The following is a 20117-nucleotide window of genomic DNA, read 5'->3' as shown; positions in this document are numbered from 1 at the left end:
ATATAAATAGAGAGAAGAGATTGTCGATGATTCAATTACATGTATATGAAGAGATTCTTCATTTTAAAGAAGATGTTACACTATTTCTAGAAAAGAATGAGCAGGAAAACAATCTCATATTAGGTGTATTACAAATGGTCCAAGAACCGATATTTATGGGGATAGCGAAACAAGGAGAAGAAATTGCGGTTGTATTTCTGCAAACAGAAGAGAAGAAACAAATCATTGTTGCAACTTCTGAAATTGCGGGAGTAACTATTGAGGAACTTGCAAAAGAATTAACGAAAGTATATCCGGATATTCCTGGATTGATCGGTAATAAGAAAATTGTACAGAAATTAGCGGAAGAGATTGCAGTATTAGAAAATAAAAAAACGCATGTTGCAATGGAGCAAGGTGTGTATGAGTTGAACAGAGTAAAGAAGAAGTGTAATGCGAATGGACTTTTTCGAGCGGTAAATAATGATGAATTACCATTAATAGAACAGTGGATATATCAATTTTGTGAAGACGTAAAGCTTCCTACTACGAAAGAAGAAGCAAAACAAACTGCGTATACATTAATAACTACAAATCGACTGTTTGGTTTGGAAGTAGATGGGAAACTCGTTTCTGTAGCTGCAAAAACGAGACCAACTAAAAATAATATAACAGTCAATTTCGTATATACGCCGAAAGAAGCAAGGAAAAAAGGGTATGCATCTCATTGTGTAGCAGCACTTAGTCAACGTATGTTAGATGAAGGCTATCAGACGACTACGTTATATACTGATCTAGCGAATCCGACATCTAATAAAATTTATCAAGAAATTGGTTATGAACAAATTGCGGAATCTGTGCTCATATTTTTAGAGAAGTAAAACAAAAAGGCGTGCTATTTTAGCACGCCTTTTTGTTATTCATCAATTCTAATAACCTCGCCTTGAGGGAATTCCTCAGTTTCTAGTAAGTTACGAATAGCTTTCGCAACATATTCAGGTGATAATAGCTTTCCTTCTTCTTTTAATGCAATGAAGCGGTCTAAATTTGTGAAGTCTTCTTTAGCTGTTTCACGAATTTGTGCTTGCATATTTGTATCAACAACACCGGGGGCAAAAGCGACGATTTTTACTGGATATTCTTTTTCCCATTCTTCAGTTGCTACGCATTGTGTAAACATATTTACACCAGCTTTCGTCGTACAATAAGCGCCCCATCCGAAATAAGGATTTTTTCCTGCACCAGATGAAATATTTATAACGCGTTTATCTACTTTCCATTCTTTCGTATGTTTCATAAACGTAGATGTAAGAATCATAGGTGCAAGTAAATTAATGTGAACGTTCGTAATGAATTGTTCGCTTTCTGCTTTTTCAATTGGTTTCATAGGTGCAACTGTACCCGCATTATTAATTAAATGAATAGAGGATACATTGTCTTCTTTAATGGATGAAATGATTTCTTTAAAGTTAGTTTCTAAGTTATGTACATCTTGAAGATCTAAGGAATGAAAAATGCAATTGCTGTTATATTGCTCTGCAAGTTTCGTAAGCTCTTTATTTTCTCTTCTAGAAATAGAGATGACAGTTGTACTTTCTTCTAACAATTGAGTGGCAATAGCCTCACCTAAACCTTGTGAAGTTCCTGTTATGATAACGTAGCGCATAGTTTTATAAACTCCTCTCGTATGTGCGGAATTTTGTTGGACAACGTACATTGCATAGTTTGTCTACATTTTATAGTATAGAGCACTTTTTACTATAAATGAAATGAGATGATTGTGTGCCTTTTATAAACCGTTTTACAACAACAGTACCTGGTGCCGTCACGTTCACTGGGAACACGTTAGGGCTTAGCCCTACATCACCTGCGCCAGGTAATATTTTTGGTACACTTGCTGTATTTACTACGGTAAATACAGCGCTGCAAGTACCAGGGTTCCCAGCAGGAACGACGGATGAATGGCAATTGAATTCTTCAAGTGCAATTTTAAATCTTCCGGCGGGGAGTAGTGTGCTATATGCAGAGTTAGTTTGGGCTGGTACTTTTCGGACTGATACGGAAGATGTGTTACCATTTTTAAATGATAACATTACATTTACAACGCCAGCAGGGACGTTTTCTGTTACGCCAGATCCTGCTACCGCGCAGCAAGGTTCAGTAGGAAATCAGTTTTATTATGCTCGCTCTGCCAATGTAACGAATCTTGTTAGTGCAGGTGGGGCAGGCACATATACAACGGGTGCTGTGCCAGCTGCAAGAACTTCAGCCGACCCAACAATCAGTCGTTCAGCTGGCTGGACGCTTGAGGTTGTATATCAAAATGCAAGTTTACCTCTTCGGAATTTGTCAGTTTATGCAGGCCAAGAAATTATTGATGCTTCATCCCCGCCTGTTGATGCTACTATTTCAGGATTTGCTACGCCGGCAACAGGAGCTGTTACAGGAAGAGTGCTCGTAACTGCTCAAGAAGGCGATTCTAACATTGTTGGAGATCAACTTCGCTTTGGACCGAATGCAAATGCTACAGTTGCATTATTCGGACCGAGAAATCCTGCGAATAATTTCTTTCAGTCACAAATTTGTAATGACAGTGGAAATTTAGATACGAGCGGCACGTTTGGAGATTTGAATCAGCCGTTAGGGGTAGCTTTGGCCGTCCGAAGACAGGGGTGGGATATTACGAATGTAGATGCCTCCTCATCTTTAGTAAACAGTCAAACATCAGCAACTGTTCGCTTCGTTACAAATGGAGATGGATACGCTGCAGCTGGTTTTGGTGTTCAAATTGATGCAACAGGTCCAATTATTAATCCTGTTAAATCAGTTAATAGAACAGTCGCAGGGGTAGGGGATACTCTCACTTATACGATTACGGTCCCAAATACAGGAACAGGAAGTGCAGAAAACGTTGTATTACGTGATAGTATTCCGAACGGAACGACGTTTGTTGCAGGTAGTGTTACGGTAGAGGGAGTAACACAGCCGAATGCAAACCCTGCTAATGGAATTAATTTAGGTACAATCCCAAATAACACGCAAAGAATTGTTACATTTCAAGTTCGAATAACATCATTCCCGAATCCCAATCCTATTTTAAATCGTGCAATGGTGTCATATCAATTCCGTCCTTTCGTTGGTAGTCCTCCTATTACAAGTACGTCTTCTTCAAACACAGTACAAACGACAGTGAATCAAGCAACCATAAGTATGCAGAAATCTGTAGATTTACAGACGGCAACGCTTAATGATGTATTAACGTACACAGTTAATGTCACAAATAATGGAAACGTCACTGCGAACAATGTTATTTTTGTTGATAGTATCCCTGCTGGAACAACATTTGTCGCAAATAGCGTTACAGTAAATGGAGTAGCGCGTCCAGGAGCGAATCCAGCAAGTAGTATTAATCTTGGAAGTATTAATGCATCGCAAACGACTGTAGTTCGCTTTCAAGTTCGAGTAACATCTAATCCTCTTGTCAATCCAATTCCGAATCGTGCAAGTGCTACATTTACCTTTACTCCAGTGCCTGGTCAACAACCAGTTTCAGGGCAAGCGACAAGTAACACTGTAGTTACTACCATTAACATAGCTGATATAAGAACGAGAAAAACAGTAGATAGAGCTTTTGCGACAGTGAATGACGTTCTTACGTACACTATTACAATTGAAAATACAGGAAATGTACTTGCGACGAACGTTATTTTTCAAGATCCGATCCCAATTGGAACGACTTTTATCGCAAATAGTGTGACTGTGGATGGGGTTTCACAACCTGGGGCAAATCCAGCGAGTGGGTTTACGGTAGCTAATATATCTCCTGGCGGAAGTAGGACTGTTACATTTCAAGTACGAGTAACATCTACGCCGTCAGGAGGTACGATTCCGAATCGCGGAAATGTGTCTGCTAATTTTGTCGTTATTCCAAATCAGCCGCCGATAACGATTAATAGACTAACGAATACAGTTGTGACACAAGTTAATACAGGTGGTTTGAATGTAATAAAAGAAGTGAATACAACGCAAGCGGCGGTAGGGGATACTTTAACATACACAATTGCCGTCCAAAATACAGGGAACGTTCCGTTAACAAATGTATTTTTCCAAGACCCTATTTCTTCTGCTGTTTCATTTGTTGCAAATTCTGTAACAATTAATGGAGTACAGCAAAGTGGACTAAATCCGAATACAGGATTCTCTCTTCCGAATATTCCTGCGGCTCAAACAGTTGTAGTCACATTTGACGTAGTAATTGTACAGAATCCAGAAAATGAAGATATTTTAAATCAAGCAAATGTAACAGCAAGCTTTCAAGTGAATCCGAATGAACCACCAGTAACAATCAATGTACCGAGTAATGTTGTGAATACGACAGTACAATCAGGAAACTTTGAAGTTGTGAAAGCAGTGAATACGGATGTTGCAACGGTAGGAGATGTTTTAGTATATACAATCGAAGTTATAAATGCAGGTAGTGTACCAGCTACAAATGTATTTTTCCAAGATTCAATTCCACAAGGGACATTATTTATTGAAAATAGTGTAGTTGTGAATGGTGTTTTACAAGAAGGGGCAGATCCAGAACTTGGATTCCCATTAAATAATTTGCCTACTGGCGCCAGTGTTATTGTTACATTTGAAGTATTAATTGATGAAATTCCCCAAGGAAATAATGTTGTAAATAATGCGAATGTAACTGGAGATTTCCTTGTAAATCCAACAGAGCCACCGATTACTGTAACAGTACCAAGTAATACTGTTATGACGATCGTGAATTCTTCAGGGTTAAATGTAATGAAAAGTGTAAGTGCTACTGAAGCCGGTGTAGGAGATACGTTAACGTATACAGTTCGTATACAAAATAGTGGAACGGTGGCAGCGACAAATGTATCATTCCTTGATCCGATTCCGGTTGGAACCACTTTTGTAGCGAATAGTGTAACAATAAACGGGACACCTCAACCAGGTTTAAACCCGACAACTGGATTTCCACTTGCTAATATTCCGGTAGGAGGTATGGTGACGGTCACTTTTCAAGTGACAATCACGAGTGTACCACCAAATAGAGTTCTTCCGAATAATGCGAATGTCACTGCTGATTTCCAAGTAAGTCCTCTCCAGCCACCAATTACAATTGTAACGATTAGTAATATTGTTGTGACGCGAGTGAATGTAGGATCACTTAATGTAATAAAGAGTGTAAATACACCACAAGCTGGTGTAGGAGATACGTTAACGTATACGATTCTTATTCAAAATACAGGAACTGTTCCTGCAACGAATATTGTTTTTCAAGATCCAATTCCGTCTGGTACTGCCTTTGTAGCAAATAGTGTGACGATAAATGGAGTCGTACAGCAAGGCGCGGATCCTATGGCAGGTTTCCCGGTACCAAATATTCCGGTCGGACAAACGGCTACGATTACGTTTCAAGTTACAGTGACGAGTGTTCCGAGCGGTGGAAATATAAGAAACCAATCGAACGTTACTGCAAGTTTTCTTATAAATCCAGCAAACCCTCCAATAACGACTGTTACAAATAGTAATTTTGTAGTGACGCAAGTAAACACAGCACAGTTAAATATACAAAAATCTTCATCTGTACAACAAGCAGCACTTGGAGAAACTTACACGTATTCTGTTGTCATTCGAAATAACGGTACAGTAACAGCAACGAATGTCTCTTTCCTTGATCCAGTTTCTCCAGAAACAACATTTGTAGCAAATAGTGTAACGATAAATGGAACGCCACAACCTGGATTTGACCCAAATGTTGGTTTCCCGCTTCCTAATATTGCAGCTGGAACAGCATTGACAGTAACGTTCCAAGTTACGGTAGTTGCACCGTCTACACGTGGAGCAGTATTAAATACAGCATCTGCTACAGCCACTTTCTTATTAAATCCTTTACAACCACCTGTAACAACAACGAATTCAAGTAATACAACGGTAGTTACAATACCGTTACCTCCTCCTGGTGAAGTAACAGCAACAAAAACAGTTGATGTTGCAACTGGGGCTGTTGGGGATGTATTAACGTATACCGTGCTCATTTCAAACGTAGGAATTATCCCTGTTACAGATGTGTTCTTCCAAGATGTCATACCAGAAGGGACGACGTTTGTTGACAATAGTGTAACGATAGGTGGAGTGCAGCAACTTGGTTTAAATCCAGAAATAGGATTTACAGTTACGCCATTATTAATCGCTGGTGGAAGTATTGAGGTCACATTCCAAGTGACGATTACAGAAATTCCAGATAATGAAGTCATATTAAATGATGCAGACGTTACATTTACTTCACAACCAAATCCGCAGGAACCACCGATTACGGAAACGATATTAACGAATTTAGTCGTTACGACAATTAATATAGCGTTTATTTTTCCATTGAAACTAGTAGATAAGGAAGTAGCGACTGTAGGAGAAATATTAACGTATGATGTATTGATTTTTAATTTCGGAACAGTGCCAGCGACGAATGTTCAATTTATCGATACTACTTCCGCCGGTGTAGCATTCGTACCAGGAAGCGTGAGTATAAACGGGGTACCAGCACCAGGATTAGATCCTTTCATTGGTTTTACAGTTCCAGATATACCTGTAGATGATTTTGTACTCGTCACATATCAGGAAGTGGTTACGAGCATACCAGAAGGTGGAACGATTGTTAACTTTGTAGATGTTACAGCTACGTTTGCTGTAAGTGAAACAGAGCCGCCTATTACGGAAACGACGACAAGTAACACGACATTAACAGAAATAAATGAATCTGGTTTGAATGTTTTAAAATCAGTAAGTCAGCCGGTTGTTGCAGTAGGCGATACAATCACATATACAACAGTAGTTCAAAATACGGGAACAGTGATAGCGACGAATGTTCAATATAGTGATGTATTACCATCCTCTATAACATTCGTACCGAATAGTGTAACGATAAACGGTGCGTTACAGCCTGAATTAGATCCTAACACTGGCTTCTCACTTCCGGATATAATTCCAGGTGAAAGTGTAGAAGTCACTTTCCAAGTAACAGTTGTTAGCGTTCCGTCAAACGGAACAATTGCCAATACGGCAAATGTTACCGGAAGCTTTATTTTAGTACCAGGAGAACCACCAGTTATAGTAAATCAGCCAAGTAATACAACACTCACAACTGTAAATAGAGGACGCTTTAATGTTATTAAACAAGTAAATAGAGCCGCTACTCTAGTTGGAGATGTATTGACGTATACAGTGCAAATAACGAATACAGGAACAGTAACAGCTAACAATGTTCAGTTTATTGATACGATTTCAACAGGTGCGTCATTTGTACCAAATAGTGTAACAATAAATGGAGCCCCGCAACCAAACTTAAATCCGATTACTGGATTTGGAGTTGGAGATATTCCAGTTGGTGAAACAGTTATAGTGACGTTTCAAGCGACAGTTACAAACATCCCGTCATCAGGAACAATTACGAACGTTGCAAATATAACAGGAAGCTTTACTTTAGTGTCAGGAGAGCCACCGGTTGTAGTAACAGAGCCGAGTAATACGACGATAACTAGAGTGAATAGAGGACGATTCAGCGTTATAAAATCTGTAAATAAAGAAGCGACACGATTAGGAGATACGTTAACGTATAGTGTGCAAGTTACAAATACGGGAACGGTAACAGCGACGAACGTTCAGTTTAGCGATGTTCCATCACCTAGTTTAGAATTCGTTCTTGGAAGTGTACAAATAAATGGGATTCCGCAAGTAGGTTTAGATCCATTTATAGGCTTTGCATTGCCTAATCTTGCAGTAGGGGATAGTGTATTAATTACATTTGAAGTAAATATAATCGCAGTTCCGCCTTCTAGTAGCATTATGAATACAGCAAGAGTAACGGGTGATTTCGAATTGATTCCAGGAGAACCTCCGTCTACAATTACAAATTCAAGTAATACGACAGTCACACCAGTAAATAGAGGCAGTTTAGATATGCAAAAAGAAGTAGATCATTCAATTGTTGGAGTAGGAGAAACAGTAAAGTATACGGTTCGAATATTAAATACTGGTACTGCTGATGCGATGAATATTCAATTTATCGATGTCCTATCTCCGGAAGCTGTTTTTGTACCAAATAGTGTAACTGTAAATGGAGTAGCTCGTCCGGGAGTGAATCCGCAGGTTGGATTTACGATTGTAGACATTCCAGTCGGTGAGACGGCGATTGTAACATATGAAGCTACGATTACGAGCTTTCCAGATGGTGGTACAGTAGTGAACGTTGCTGGGGCGTTAGCAGAATATATTTTAGTACCAGGGGAGCCGCCAGTTACAGTGATGGATACGAGTAATACAGTTATAGTGACGGTAAATACTGCAATCTTATTTGTTGCAAAAGGAGCAAACTTTGAAGTAGCAATGATAGGGGATGTTGTCACTTACGGAATCGCTGTTATAAATGATAGTACAGTTCCTGTGACCAACATTGTGTTAACAGATATCATTGATCCGAATACGCTATTTATAAATGGTACGGTAACGGTAAATGATGTACCTCTTCCATTTGCTAATCCGAATACTGGTATTCCGTTAGGTGATTTTCAGCCAAATGATGCAGCAATTATTAATTTCCAAGTTGTAATAATAGGAGGGCAAGTAAATAATTTAGTTACAAATACTGCTACAGCGAATGGGCTTGCAACTGTAAATCCGAATGAGCCGCCAGTAGTAGTTGAAGGTGATAGTAATACAGTTGTTATCCCGTTTATTCCTCAAAATGTCTCAACGACAGTCGTAAAAACGGCAGATTTACAGGTAGCAACAATTGGAGATGTCATTACGTTTACGACAGTCATCACAAATACGGGTGATACTGTAATGCAAAATATTCGTTTTCAAGATATGTTAGATAGTAGTGTTCGATTTGTTCCTGGAAGTGTAACGGTTGATAATACGCCAGTGCCGAATGTAAGCCCGGCAGTAGGGTTTCTTATCGGAAGTTTAAATCCTGGTGAAGCAAGGACAGTTTCGTTCCAAGTAGCAGTACAGAGCGCGCCAAATGGTTCAGGAAATTATATAAATCAAGCGAGTATTCGTTTTGAACATCAAGTAGGCACAGTATTGCCACCTGTTACACAAATAGTAGAAAGTAACATAGTTGTCATTCCATTTGTTCCAACGATAGAACAAATTTGTGAAACGAATCTTAATTGCTTAAGGAAAATTCCTTTTCAATGTTCTCCGTGTAATCATTTGCAAATAAATAAAAAATAAATACAGAAAGAGCATCCGGAAAAAAGGATGCTCTTTCTGTATTTATCATGTAGATTCTTTTTCGGGCGAGGTGAAAAATTCTTCGATTTTGTCGGAGAGTAGTAATGGAATGGCTCCTTTTATAACAGAAATGTCCCAGTCCCACCATGCGAGATTCTCTAGTTTGTCAATCGTTTCTTGCGGGAAACGATATCGAACAAATTTTGCAGGATTACCAGCTACAATTGCATACGGGGGTACGTCTTTTGTAACAACGCTTCTGGCGCCGATAATGGCCCCGTTACCAATTGTAACACCAGATAAAATGCAGGATTGATAACCAATCCATACATCATTGCCGACTACGATATCACCTTTTGAAGAAGGGTGACCAGTAATATGTGCTCCTTCATCAAAAAGTGCATTAAATGGATAAGTTGTTATCCAGTCTGCGCGATGTTCACCGCCAAGTATGAAAACGACTTCTTCTGCTAATGAACAAAACTTACCTATTTTTAATTTTGTTTCATCGTTCCAAGAAAAAATGGTTGGCCCTACTTTACTATAAGTATAATCACCAATATCATATTTATTATATTCAGGTTTTTGATTTAAATATAACATGCTTCTTCAGCCTCCTTTCTCAATTAAGTGATACGTATGGAATATTATATGCAAGATGTAGTAATGTGAACTGTATTAATAGGTGAAATGAACAAAAGGGAGTGGGATGTATGCGATACGAAATGGGTTTATATAATAAACCGTTTCAGTCAATTCAATCAGGAAAAAAAGTATATGAAGTACGCCTATACGATAAAAAACGTCAACTAATAAACAAAGGTGATGAAATCGAATTTACGAATCTTACGACAACAGAAATGATGACGGTAAAAGTAACGGAAATAAAGCGATACGAGAGCTTTAAATCTATGTATGAACAAATTGATAAAAAATTATTGGATTGTGAAAATGATAGTTTAGAGGAAATGTTAGAAAGTACATACAAAATATATACGAAAGAACAAGAAAAAGAGTGGGGAACAGTTGCGATTCGTATTGAGGTAATAAAATGATAAGAAATCGCGGGGCGGCCATCATTGTACAGGAAGGAAAAATCGCTCTTATAAAACGTATTCGAGAAGAGGAAACATATTATGTTTTTCCTGGCGGAGGGATTGAGGAAGGTGAAACGCCTGAAGAGGCAACGAAAAGAGAGGTATACGAAGAATTAGGGCTACATATAAAAGTGAAGCACCTTATTGCAAAGTTAAAATATAAAGGAAATGAATATTATTATGGCGCCTATATTACAGGGGGAGTGTTCGGAAGCGGAACAGGTGAGGAATTTCAGCGGGAAGGTAGAGGAAGTTATATTCCGTTATGGCTACCGATAAACGAGTTGGAAAAAGTGAATATAAAACCTTATGAAGTGGTCGGAAATATATTTAATTATTATAAAATATAACGTCTGACAACATACAAAAAAAACCATTGACATAGGCTTCTGATTTAAGTATTGTATTCGAGTATGTTTATAATCAGGAGGTTTATATGAGCAATCAAACTACTACACATCATGTGAAAATGACAACAGCGGATCCATCTGGAATTGGTCTATTTGGATTAGCGATGGTAACACTTGTAGCATCATCTCAAAAGTTAGGCTTAACAGATGGCGTTTCACTTGTATTACCATGGGCAATCTTTTTAGGAGGATTTGCACAAATCTTTGCTTGCATTCACGATGCAAAGCATAACAATACATTCGGTACGACAGCATTTGGTGCGTACGGCCTATTTTGGTTAGGTGTTGGAATGACTTGGTTAATTCAACTTGGAGTATTTGGCGAAAAATTAGCACAAGTTGCAGATTCAAAACAGCTTGGTGTAGCCTTTATCGGATATTTGATTTTCACAATCTTTATGACAATTGGTGCAATGGAAACACATAAAGTATTATTTATGATCTTCGTCCTTATTGATTTCTTATTTATTGGTCTTTCATTAAGTACTTTAGGTGTTATGCCGCACGCAATGCATAATTTAGCAGCATATTCTGAACTTCTTATTTCATTATTATCTTTCTATGGTTCAGCAGCAGCAGTGTTAAACACACACTTCGGAAAAGTTGTTTTACCAGTAGGGAAGCCTTTTGGTATTTTTAAAAAGTAATAAAAAAAGCACAGATGATTGTATAGTCATCTGTGCTTTTTTTATTTATTCCTCTATTTGTGGGCTGTCTGAAAAATCCTGATTGGTGAGGACTCATTAAAGTTTCACTTTATTTGAAATAAGTAATGTGAAATGTAAATAAAAGTAGAAAAAAATCAATTGAAATTGATTATCATTATTAATATAATGAGAATGAGAATCATTTATTGTTAGAGGGGGATGCCAAAGTGGCAAAAATTTTAATAGCTTATGCAAGTATGTCAGGAAATACAGAGAGTATTGCTGATTTAATTAAAGTTAGTTTAGATGCTTTTGATCATGAAGTAGTATTGCAAGAGATGGAAGGCATGGATGCTGAAGAATTATTAGCTTATGATGGAATCATTTTAGGATCTTATACGTGGGGCGATGGTGAATTACCATTTGAAGCAGAAGATTTTCATGATGACTTAGAAAATATAGATTTAGCTGGGAAAAAGGTAGCGGTATTCGGATCAGGTGATACGGCGTATGAACTGTTTTGTGAAGCGGTAACGATATTTGAAGAACGTCTTGTGGAACGCGGTGCAGAGCTTGTACAAGAAGGGCTGAAAATTGAATTAGCTCCAGAAGATGAAGAGGATGTTGAAAAATGCAGTAATTTTGCAATTGCATTTGCTGAGAAGTTCTAAGAATGGGAGTGTCAACGTGGAGACAATGTTAAGTGCAACTGCTATTACAAAGTTAAGAGATGGAAAACTGTTGTTAGCTACTACATATAATGGCTTATTTGTTGAACAAGACGGAGAATGGAAACGAATTTTAAATGGTTTTCAAAAACGAATTAGGGATTTACATAGCGAAGATAATGTAGTTTATGGTGTAGGTGACGAAGGGATTTTTATTCGTAGTATGAATGGTGGAGAGAATTGGACAATTCAGCGTTTTCCAACAAAAGCAACGAGTTGGAATGTATGTAGCAATGTACAAGGAACTGTTGTTGCTCATGGAGAAAAAATGCTGTATCTTTCTAATAATTTCGGTTCGACATGGGAAACTATTCATCCGTTTCTTGAGTATGGCAGTGCGGCACCGTCTATTCGATCGTTATTTTTATATAAACATTACTTATTTATTGGTACGAAAATTCATGCTAAATATGGTGGTGTTTGGCTCTTTGATTTGAAGACACGTAAATTAAAGAGGATTAAAATTGCGATGAATCAAATGATCTCTGCGTTGACTTTACACAATTCTTATTTAGTAGCGGCAAGTGGATCGTGCAAGGGAGTTAGCGGGAATATTTCTTATTGTAAAATAGATGAAAGTATTGCAAGTGAAAAAATATATTGGCACACATGTCAAAGTGAGCAGAAAGCAAGTAGTTATTTAGACTTAAGTGTAGATCAACATATTTTATATACAACTTCAACGCAAAATAAGGCGGGTATTAGTAGTGTGTGCCGTGTGCTTCTTGAAGAAGGTATTGTTACAGTATGTGATTCGGTTAAAGGGCACGGATGGCGCATTGTTAATCAAAAAGATGGCTATGTAGTAGCCGGATCAGGTGAATTAAAAGCAATGCAGTGGGAACAAAAAATAATTTAAGAAAAAAACTTTACTTTTATTATATTGATATGATATAGTATATTTAAACCATTTTACTTTTAATAATATAGAGATTTAAATGAGCTGTAACTTCCGAGGAGGATAGCAATGTTAAATCTCCTCAGGGGTTGCAGTTTTTTAATATCTGGCTTATTATTGTAAGGTGGTTGAAAATGAATATGTACATATAGGTACATTGTAGGAGGATTTTTTTCATGCAAAACGGTAAAGTAAAATGGTTTAACTCAGAAAAAGGTTTCGGTTTCATCGAAGTTGAAGGCGGAGAAGACGTATTCGTTCATTTCTCAGCTATCCAAGGCGAAGGCTTCAAAACTTTAGAAGAAGGTCAAGAAGTTACTTTCGAAGTAGAACAAGGTAACCGTGGACCTCAAGCTACTAACGTAAACAAGAAGTAATTTTTGAAAAAAGAAGGGCTCGCCCTTCTTTTTTTTTGCATTTTTATAGATGTCCTCCTACTTACATATCATAACGAGACTGAATTTTCATTTATTTATTCGGAGTATTTTTGTATAAAGTACATGAATAAATAAATACTGAAAATAAAGTGTTTGTGTGAAAAGGAATTTAGAAAGAGGTAAATAAATTGAAAAACGCTACACATTTTATTGTGTTTGATATTGAGAGGAATTTCAGACCGTATAAATCAGAAGATCCGTCAGAAATAGTTGATATCGGAGCTGTAAAAATAGAAATAGGTACAATGAAGATAATTGAAGAATTTTCGGAGTTAGTAAAACCAAGTGCACGATTAACTCGTCATACAACAAAATTAACCGGTATTACGAAAAAAGATTTAATGGGTGTAGAAAAATTCCCTCAAATTATAGAGAAATTTATTCAGTTCATCGGCGAAGGTTCTATATTTGTTTCATGGGGAAAAGAAGATTATCGCTTTCTATCTCATGATTGTACATTATATGGTGTTGAATGCCCAAGTATAGAAAAAGAAAATAGAATTGATTTGCAAAAATTTGTTTTCCAAGCATATGAGGAATTGTTTGAACATACGCCAAGTTTACAATTTGCGGTAGAACAGCTCGCTTTAACGTGGGAAGGAAAACAGCACCGTGCTTTAGCAGATGCTGAAAATACAGCAAATATACTTCTTAAAGTGTGTAGCGAGAGAGATATTAATAAGCGATACAAAAGACATGGTGAACTTGAACTTGTAAAAAACGGAAAACTAACAGAAAAAGCGAAAAAAAAGATGCGAAAATGGGTGTTTAAAGAACTAAAGAAAAATACAGAACGCCCTTTTGAATGGAGTACATTTGAAAGTGGTGACACGTGGGAAAGTATAACGGAAAGATATTATATAAGTGAAAATACAGTAGAACTCCTGAAAAAACATTTTCGTACAGCAGTGAGAAAAGCGGAACGGCAGATTAGGTATTTGGCTGAGATGGAGGAGAATACAGAGGTTAAATGAATTGCTCCTCCATCTCTAACTACATACATGTAATAACAGCGTATTGATATTAAATAGGCATCAACTTGTTGTTGTGATTGTGCATTATAATTGCTTTGGGAGTGTTAAGACGTAATAAGAGTTTTAAACTGTATTAATAAAATAAAAATATATATAAAGAAAAGAGTGTAGCTTAATGGAAACAATCTTTAACATTTAAACTGTTTTAGTTTTTTGGATAATATTTACTACACAATTAGCATTAACTACACTTTCTTTCATAGTAAAGAAGAATTGGAAAAAACTTAATATCTCTTTAAGTTGTGGTGTATTAAAGTTTAAAATAGAAGAGTAAGATTGAGTTTTGTATAAGGGAGGTATGATAGTGGTAGACTTGGATATTAAAGATGTCACAGTAAAGATGGAATTAAACGGTGTCTTTTGGAATGAGGATCGGATTGCTGAAATGAAGGTGACTACAAAAGAAGAGCATTCTGTTATTCTTCGTCTAGTAGTTGATTTAGAAAGTAAAACTATTAGGGCGACGAGTGCGGAAATAGTGAATGGATTCTGCCCTCTGTGCAAACAGAAAAGGGACGAATGTAGTGAACTTAATGACTTGCAAAACAAAATGGAAATTTTAGAAGAAGCCTACGATTGGGTGAGAGAACATCCGGAATATCGTTTTCAATTATCTTTTTACGAGTACAATAAATTTGAGGTAGTAAAGTGAAATTTGCATTTTAACAACTTATAGAAGGACTTGGTCAACTAGAAATATTGAAGTAGATATTTCTAATGGAAATAAGCCTGTATAACAAGGAAGGGATATATTTGATTCTGCAACAAATGTCATCTTGCATCAAAAAAATTTAAAAATAAACATGTTTTATTATAAAGCAGAAAAATCGATTCTTAGTAGAATCGGTTTTTAATATAAATAAAAGAGCGCTTATTAAAAGCGCCCAGTAACAACAGTTATATGGAAGTATTTATCCCGTAAAAGCCCGATTGGTGAGGGCTAATAATTAGTGGGGGATGAACAAAACCCCACTGATTAAAGTTTCACTTTATTCAATACCGCTCGGATCAAACGAATACTGCTGCTTATTCTCAATCCGCTCAATCACATCTTGCAGCTCATCTGGCTTCAGAAACTCAATAGGAGAGAAGCCTTTTTCAAATGTAAGTGTGTCTGCTTCAATCATAAGTACATATCGATCATTTACCTTCGCAATATGTATTTGATCCCCAAAATCCGCAAGCAACGCCTTCACAGAGATATGATCGGCTTTTAGTTTTAATTCCACTTCAGGAGCATGCTCGACGATTTGAGCGGTTGCTTCCATTACTTCTTCGGTTGAAAATTGTTCCATAATTTCGCGTTTCGGACTGGCAGCCCATACTTCCATCGCTTGGTCGAATTGTTCGCGTTCTTCCGTACCTTCTTCAAATACATCTTCAATTTGGTCGTATACCATGTCCATTACTTGTGTTTTCATAATTTCAGGCATAGAGCGTTCATATTCGACGAATTTTAAGAAGTCTTCAAAGTAGCGGGCATGTGATGCTTGGTGTATTTTTAGTTCGCCTACTTCAACCATACCTTCTTCAGGCATGTACGGATATTGGATAGATTTCATATTCTTTGTTGTGATGGCCATTTCAACGTTACGAATCAGTGTTGACTCATCAGAAATAGAAGCAACCTTTGGTTCAAAGTCGCATTTCATTACGAATACGAATGGATCATCAAAGTATTTGCGTAGTTTTGCCTGAGCAATTAAAAATACACCACCACGTACAGCGCTTGTGTCAAGATATGTATAAACGAGAGGTTCGCTCATATCTTTAAAGTTTTCTTTTGTTTCTGCAAAGCGAATACGATTAAAAAGGTTGTAATGAGGGTTTGAATCAAGTTCGTGCCCTTCTTCTACAATAAAGCGACCAATTTTTGTTGGGGCTTGTTCTGTTTTTGCATGACGTTCTACTTTTCGCTTCGATATTTTTAATAACTCACCATTCAAAAATTCTTTTAAGGAACTATCTTCATATTCTTCAGCGTCTAAAGTTTGAAAATGTTTGTAGCGTTTATCAACTGCTTCACCTTTTCCTTCTACTTGTACAACATAAAAGGAAAGATAATTTATTTCAAAATCCATATTTATCACCTTGTTTCATTTCATTAACTCTTATCAGTATAGAGATGGAAAAAACTTTCGTCAATTTATATAAGGAAGGGGAAGCCCCTTCCTTTATATAATCTTTATTTTCTCGATTAAAATCCGTCTTCTAATGCTGCGAATGGAATGTTTAGTCTGTTTTCTACTGTGCGTAAACGTTGGTTTAAGCGGTTTAGTCTACGTGTATGGCGCTCAACTGTATTTTCTAGTTGACGAACTCTTTGTTCAAGCTCATTTACGCGTCTTTCTAATTGACGATTTCCAGTGCCAGGAAAAGAGATTGGAAGTTGGAATTGTCTATTTTGGTCATATGGATTCGTGTGCTCTGCTTGATCTATATAAGATTGATATTGTGTTTGTAAGTCATACTGTGGTTGTTGGTACGCATATTGATTATATGGATCATATGGATTGTAGGGATACATAATAACATCCTCCATTTCTTTAAAATAGGTTGAATTCACCATAATGTATGTGCAAAAGCGGAGTGGTGGCACGGCAAATACCTATTTATATTGACGGGATTTCTCTTTATCCCGCATTAACGGGCAGTAAGACCCCACTGATTAAAGTTTCACTTTATAAAAAATAGCTTGAGGGTTTTTGATTTGTATTTCTTTTGCTTAATGGTATATACTGGATAAAAGAGAGAGTTTACATAAAAGTTACAATTCTATCAAACTCAAACTTTTATGTAAATATGTATAGACATTTATAAAAGAAAAGAGTAATTTATATAGAGTGAAAAATAACTTGTAACATTTTATAAACATATTGTAAAATGATTGTAACAAAACATACATAAAAATGAAATAAATACATAATAGTGATGTTGGGGAAAGGGAGAGAGTATATTGTTCCGTAAAGTAAAGGGTATATTGGTTGGGGTGTTATGTGTAGCTATAATGAGTGGCTGTGGTGCAAAAGTAAGTGATGTTGCATTGGTAAGTGATATTGGTGGGCATACTGTAGAGGCTAAAGCAGAAGTGCAGGATACTATTAGTTTAGTTGATGGTCGAACTGGTACTGAAGTGAAAAAATTAGATTTATCTAGTTTAGGCTATTTTGAAGATGAAGCGAAATTTAAAAAGTCTGTAACAAAGGTTGTTGGTGAGGTTGGAAAAAGCGTCGACAAAAAAATGGTTCCTTCACGTATAGCACCTGATGGAAGTTGGCAAGAAGGAAAACCTTCTTATGAATTAATGGAAAAAGAATTAGTAGATAAATTGTTAAATGTTGGTATGTGGGATGCTACGTATCAGTTGCCGATCGTGGAGAAAAAACCAGTCGCAACATTAAGTGATGCGCAAGGAAATGGTACGGTAATTGGTAGATATGAAACGAACTTAGGTGGTTCAACAGGTGGCCGTATTGAGAATATTCGTTTGTCAGCAGCGAGCATAAATGGAGTTGTGTTAGCAAAAGGAGACCGTTTCTCTTTTAATTCATTAATCGGTGATACAACACCAGATAAAGGATATCAATTAGGGAAAGAAATAGTTGATGGTAAATTAGTAGATGGATATGGCGGTGGTGTTTGTCAAACATCTTCAACTTTATACAATGCAGCAGATCAAGCTGGCCTGAAAATGGTGGAGAGAACTACACATTCTAAAACGGTAGGTTATGTTCCACAAGGAAGAGATGCTACAATTGCATATCCATATTTAGATTTAGTATTTGAAAATACGAATGATGCACCTGTGAAGCTTTATATGGGCATTCAGGGTGGAAAGCTAGTTGCTGAAGTACATAAAATGAGATAAGAGTTATAAAGCCACCTTTTCTGAAATTTAGAAAAGGTGGCTTTTTTATTATGAAAATAAAAATGTATGTAAATTCTGACTTTTCTTATTTACATAGGATGATTTTAGTTGTATCCTTCATAGTAACGGTTATATGTAATGGAAAAATATAGGGATAAGGAGATGGAGTTATTCATGATACAAATTCATCCGAAAACACGTATTGGTCATGTTGAATTTAAAGTGAAAGACTTAGAGCGTCAAATTGCTTTTTATGAGAATGTTGTAGGATTAGAGGTAATTAAGCAAGAGGGGAATAAAGCATATTTATCTGGAAAAGGTGGAAAGAACGCGTTACTTGTTCTTGAAAAGTTAGAGGACGGGGTACTGCAAGAACCGCGTACGACTGGTATATATCATGTAGCCTTTTTAGTTCCGACTCGTGAAGCTTTTGCTTCTGCGCTATTTGGGGTTCTTCGTAATAAGAATGTAATTGACAGCCCGGATGAGCAAGAAGGGCGTTATACATATTCAAATGAAATTTTACCAATTTCAAGGTTTAATAGTGCAAGTGATCATACATATAGCGAAGCTTTTTATTTGCAAGATTTAGAGGGGAATGGTATTGAAATTTATGCAGACCGTCCGCGTGATCAATGGGGAGAAGGGTCAGGAGGAAGTACACCACTTGATTTAAAAGAATTGGCAACACTCGTTGATTATGAGTTTGATGGTTTGCCTGCTAATACTGTCGTTGGGCACGTACATTTACGAATAGCTGATGTAGAGAAATCACATGAATTTTATGTGGAAACAGTAGGTTTTGAAGTACAACAGCGTGAAGAGGATTGCTTATTTATTTCAGCAGGGGGATATCATCACCATATTGGTGCAAATACGTGGAACGGAGTAAACAATCCACACCCACCAGTATATGCAACTGGACTAAAGGTATATGCTATTGTACTACCGCATAAAGAAGCGTTAGACGATGTGAAAGAAAGATTAATAGAAAAACAACATGAAATAAATGAAACTACAAATGGGTTTGTGGTGGTAGATCCAAGTGGTATTACAGTGCAGTTTGAAATAGAAGCAGTGTAAAATAAGCGAGAAAGTGTATAATCACTTTCTCGCTTATTTGTGATCATTCATAGCTCAATCCAATATCTTCTTACTATATTCCCATCTTCCTCAGTGAAATCATCATCACGAAGCCCGCCGTTATGTAAAATCGTTTTTTCAGAAGCGGTATTCACTGCGTCGCAAACGACAAGTACTTTCGTGATGTCTAATTCCTTCGTTTTTTCTAATGATAATGCTAGTAATTTCGTAGCATAACCTTTTCTTCTTTCAGAAGGGCGAATACCATAACCGATATGACCGCCAGCGTTAAATAAATGTTTGGTTAAACTATGACGTATATTAACAGCTCCCACAATTTTATTTTCATCTGTAACAAGCCAATATGTAGAGTCTGGTACCCAATTTTTAGGGATATTTATTCCGTTATGCGCATCGAGAAGTTCTTGAACCATAGCTGGGAAGTTGGCAGGATTTTTTGAGATAACCCACGGAATCATTGTTTCACCGCTATCTTTCCATTCGTTATAGAAATCTAAGTATTCTTCTTGTAAATCAGTAGTAGGTGTGAGTAATGAGACGTTCATTGTTAGTAAGCTCCTTTATTTATATAGTTTTTATAAAAAATTACGATACAAAATGAAAGCGTTTTCTATAATTTCTCAACCTAATTTTATGTAATCCATCTTTGTTTTTTAAAAA

At 36.8% G+C, this 20117-nt stretch carries 17 protein-coding genes; 12 read left to right on the top strand and 5 right to left on the bottom strand.

Going from position 1 to position 20117, the window contains the following annotated elements:
- The first annotated feature begins 26 nt into the window (after positions 1-26).
- Positions 27-860 (top strand): GNAT family N-acetyltransferase, encoded by an 834-nt coding sequence (locus ACQGS6_RS11015; protein ID WP_326318653.1) that lies wholly within the window; start codon positions 27-29, stop codon positions 858-860.
- Between the two features lie 35 nt (positions 861-895).
- Here the strand turns inward: ACQGS6_RS11015 and ACQGS6_RS11010 are convergent, their stop codons facing one another.
- A complete protein-coding gene (locus tag ACQGS6_RS11010; protein ID WP_001271048.1) occupies positions 896-1645 on the bottom strand; it encodes a (S)-benzoin forming benzil reductase in 750 nt (249 codons plus the stop codon).
- Between the two features lie 116 nt (positions 1646-1761).
- Between ACQGS6_RS11010 and ACQGS6_RS11005 the strand changes: the two genes are divergently transcribed.
- Positions 1762-9234 (top strand): DUF7507 domain-containing protein, encoded by a 7473-nt coding sequence (locus ACQGS6_RS11005; RefSeq protein WP_326318652.1) that lies wholly within the window; start codon positions 1762-1764, stop codon positions 9232-9234.
- A gap of 45 nt (positions 9235-9279) precedes the next feature.
- On the opposite strand, the gene ACQGS6_RS11000 is transcribed toward ACQGS6_RS11005, so the two are convergent.
- The gene (locus ACQGS6_RS11000) at positions 9280-9837 is read right to left on the bottom strand and encodes a CatB-related O-acetyltransferase (protein WP_326318651.1); all 558 of its coding nucleotides are present in this window, start codon (positions 9835-9837) and stop codon (positions 9280-9282) included.
- A gap of 110 nt (positions 9838-9947) precedes the next feature.
- Between ACQGS6_RS11000 and ACQGS6_RS10995 the strand changes: the two genes are divergently transcribed.
- The 8 genes from ACQGS6_RS10995 (at position 9948) to ACQGS6_RS10960 (ending at position 15137) form a co-directional block, all read left to right on the top strand.
- The gene (locus ACQGS6_RS10995) at positions 9948-10289 is read left to right on the top strand and encodes an ASCH domain-containing protein (RefSeq protein WP_426965129.1); all 342 of its coding nucleotides are present in this window, start codon (positions 9948-9950) and stop codon (positions 10287-10289) included.
- Positions 10286-10681 (top strand): NUDIX hydrolase, encoded by a 396-nt coding sequence (locus ACQGS6_RS10990; RefSeq protein WP_016512465.1) that lies wholly within the window; start codon positions 10286-10288, stop codon positions 10679-10681. The genes ACQGS6_RS10995 and ACQGS6_RS10990 overlap by 4 nt, the downstream gene beginning before the upstream one ends.
- An 86-nt stretch (positions 10682-10767) precedes the next feature.
- A complete protein-coding gene (locus ACQGS6_RS10985; RefSeq protein WP_000070945.1) occupies positions 10768-11388 on the top strand; it encodes an acetate uptake transporter in 621 nt (206 codons plus the stop codon).
- Positions 11389-11615: 227 nt separating this feature from the next.
- The gene (locus tag ACQGS6_RS10980) at positions 11616-12059 is read left to right on the top strand and encodes a flavodoxin (RefSeq protein ID WP_001062752.1); all 444 of its coding nucleotides are present in this window, start codon (positions 11616-11618) and stop codon (positions 12057-12059) included.
- A gap of 16 nt (positions 12060-12075) precedes the next feature.
- The gene (locus ACQGS6_RS10975) at positions 12076-12975 is read left to right on the top strand and encodes a WD40/YVTN/BNR-like repeat-containing protein (RefSeq protein ID WP_000449493.1); all 900 of its coding nucleotides are present in this window, start codon (positions 12076-12078) and stop codon (positions 12973-12975) included.
- 215 nt (positions 12976-13190) lie between these two features.
- Positions 13191-13391, top strand: a complete 201-nt coding sequence (gene cspB / locus ACQGS6_RS10970; protein WP_001179150.1) for a cold shock-like protein CspB — start codon at positions 13191-13193, stop codon at positions 13389-13391.
- A 188-nt stretch (positions 13392-13579) separates the two neighbouring features.
- Entirely contained in the window at positions 13580-14425 is an 846-nt protein-coding gene (locus tag ACQGS6_RS10965) for an exonuclease (protein WP_000786415.1), read from the top strand.
- Between the two features lie 364 nt (positions 14426-14789).
- Positions 14790-15137 carry a hypothetical protein gene (locus ACQGS6_RS10960; protein WP_000227983.1) on the top strand — a complete coding sequence of 116 codons (348 nt, stop codon included), beginning with the start codon at positions 14790-14792 and terminating at the stop codon, positions 15135-15137.
- A gap of 337 nt (positions 15138-15474) precedes the next feature.
- On the opposite strand, the gene ACQGS6_RS10955 is transcribed toward ACQGS6_RS10960, so the two are convergent.
- Both ACQGS6_RS10955 and ACQGS6_RS10950 read right to left on the bottom strand, forming a co-directional pair.
- On the bottom strand, positions 15475-16566 hold the full coding sequence (locus ACQGS6_RS10955; RefSeq protein WP_000345046.1) for a DUF3900 domain-containing protein: 1092 nt from the start codon (positions 16564-16566) through the stop codon (positions 15475-15477).
- A gap of 116 nt (positions 16567-16682) precedes the next feature.
- Positions 16683-17012, bottom strand: a complete 330-nt coding sequence (locus ACQGS6_RS10950) for a hypothetical protein (RefSeq protein WP_000283715.1) — start codon at positions 17010-17012, stop codon at positions 16683-16685.
- A gap of 429 nt (positions 17013-17441) precedes the next feature.
- Between ACQGS6_RS10950 and ACQGS6_RS10945 the strand changes: the two genes are divergently transcribed.
- Both ACQGS6_RS10945 and ACQGS6_RS10940 read left to right on the top strand, forming a co-directional pair.
- Positions 17442-18353: a VanW family protein gene (locus tag ACQGS6_RS10945; protein ID WP_000488973.1), complete on the top strand. Its 912-nt coding sequence runs from the start codon at positions 17442-17444 to the stop codon at positions 18351-18353.
- A gap of 174 nt (positions 18354-18527) precedes the next feature.
- Positions 18528-19436, top strand: coding sequence for a VOC family protein (locus ACQGS6_RS10940; RefSeq protein ID WP_326318650.1), 909 nt, complete (start codon positions 18528-18530; stop codon positions 19434-19436).
- 47 nt (positions 19437-19483) lie between these two features.
- On the opposite strand, the gene ACQGS6_RS10935 is transcribed toward ACQGS6_RS10940, so the two are convergent.
- Positions 19484-20002 (bottom strand): GNAT family N-acetyltransferase, encoded by a 519-nt coding sequence (locus tag ACQGS6_RS10935; RefSeq protein WP_001103124.1) that lies wholly within the window; start codon positions 20000-20002, stop codon positions 19484-19486.
- Positions 20003-20117 lie beyond the last annotated feature (115 nt).

The organism is Bacillus sp. GMs2/2 (genome assembly GCF_050172095.1).
Taxonomy (GTDB): Bacteria; Bacillota; Bacilli; order Bacillales; family Bacillaceae_G; genus Bacillus_A; species Bacillus_A cereus.
Note: the sequence above shows the minus strand (reverse complement) of the source record. Positions and strands in the feature narration are given on the sequence as shown.